Origin of the sequence: Pseudomonas sp. NBRC 111139 (assembly GCF_001753955.1) — a bacterium.
GTDB classification, from domain to species: Bacteria; Pseudomonadota; Gammaproteobacteria; order Pseudomonadales; family Pseudomonadaceae; genus Aquipseudomonas; species Aquipseudomonas alloputida.
The window spans coordinates 1-1,170 of sequence record NZ_BCBP01000145.1 but is presented as its reverse complement, the minus strand read 5'-3'; the positions used below and the strand labels follow the sequence as shown (position 1 = coordinate 1,170).

Genomic DNA, 1,170 nt, shown 5'->3' with positions numbered 1-1,170 from the left:
TGACCAACAAAGACGGTCTGCCGATCAATAACCACAGTGCATTGACCTTCACGCTGAGCGACGGCAAAACCGTCATCACCGTGCCGGCCAACGGTACCGTGGGTACTGCTACCGTGACTGCCCCGGACAACGTCTACGTCGGCACCAACGACCCTGTGATCAAATCGATCGCTACCGTTGAAGGCGCAGATGTCGGCAAGTTCGAACAACTGACACTCGACAAGACCCCGGTCAGCACTACCGTCACCGACGAGCCTGGTACCCCAGGCAACCCGGGCGGCAGCAACGAAGGCGACCTGGTCAAGGTCACTATCACGGCCGACCAGACTTCGGTGGCCGAGAACGTCAAGCCGACCTTCACCGTGCACATCAACACCGCTCTGGCTCACGACCTGGTCGTGACCCTGAGCAACAATGCCCAGGTCACCATCAAGGCCGGCGAAACCAGCGCGCCATACACCCACGCTGCTCAGGGTGATGACGTTTACAACGACGCTGGCCAGATCAGCCTGGGCATCACGTCTGCTGTGGATGTAGACGGTCGCACCTTCGAAAACCTGGAGCTGGGCGGTGCCGCGAAGGTGGATGTCACCGACACCACCGACGAAGTAGTGGCCAAGCTGACTGCCACCCCTTCGGTCACCGAAGGCGGCGAGATCACTTACACCATCACGCTGACCAACAAAGACGGCTTGCCGATCAATAACCACAGTGCATTGACCTTCACGCTGAGCGACGGCAAAACCGTCATCACCGTGCCGGCTAATGGCACCGTGGGTACTGCCACTGTCACTGCCCCGGACAACGTCTACGTTGGCACCAACGACCCTGTGATCAAATCGATCGCAACCGTTGAAGGTGCGGATGTCGGCAAGTTCGAGCAACTGACACTCGACAAGACCCCGGTCAGCACGTCGGTCACCGACGAGCCGGGCACCCCAGGCAACGAAGGCGATCTGGTCAAGGTCACCATCACAGCCGACCAGACCTCGGTGGCCGAGAACGTCAAACCGACCTTCACCGTGCACGTCAACCAGCCGCTGGCCCACGACCTGGTCGTGACCCTGAGCAACAACGCCCAGGTCACCATCAAGGCTGGCGAAACCAGCGCGCCGTACACCCACGCTGCGCAAGGCGATGACGTCTACAACGATGCTGGCCAGATCAGCC

1 protein-coding gene is annotated in these 1,170 nt (G+C 60.4%); it reads left to right on the top strand.

Annotated elements, in window-relative coordinates:
* The coding region (locus tag BJQ17_RS29510; protein WP_375731046.1) for an immunoglobulin-like domain-containing protein at positions 1-1,170 on the top strand (1,170 nt) is incomplete at both ends.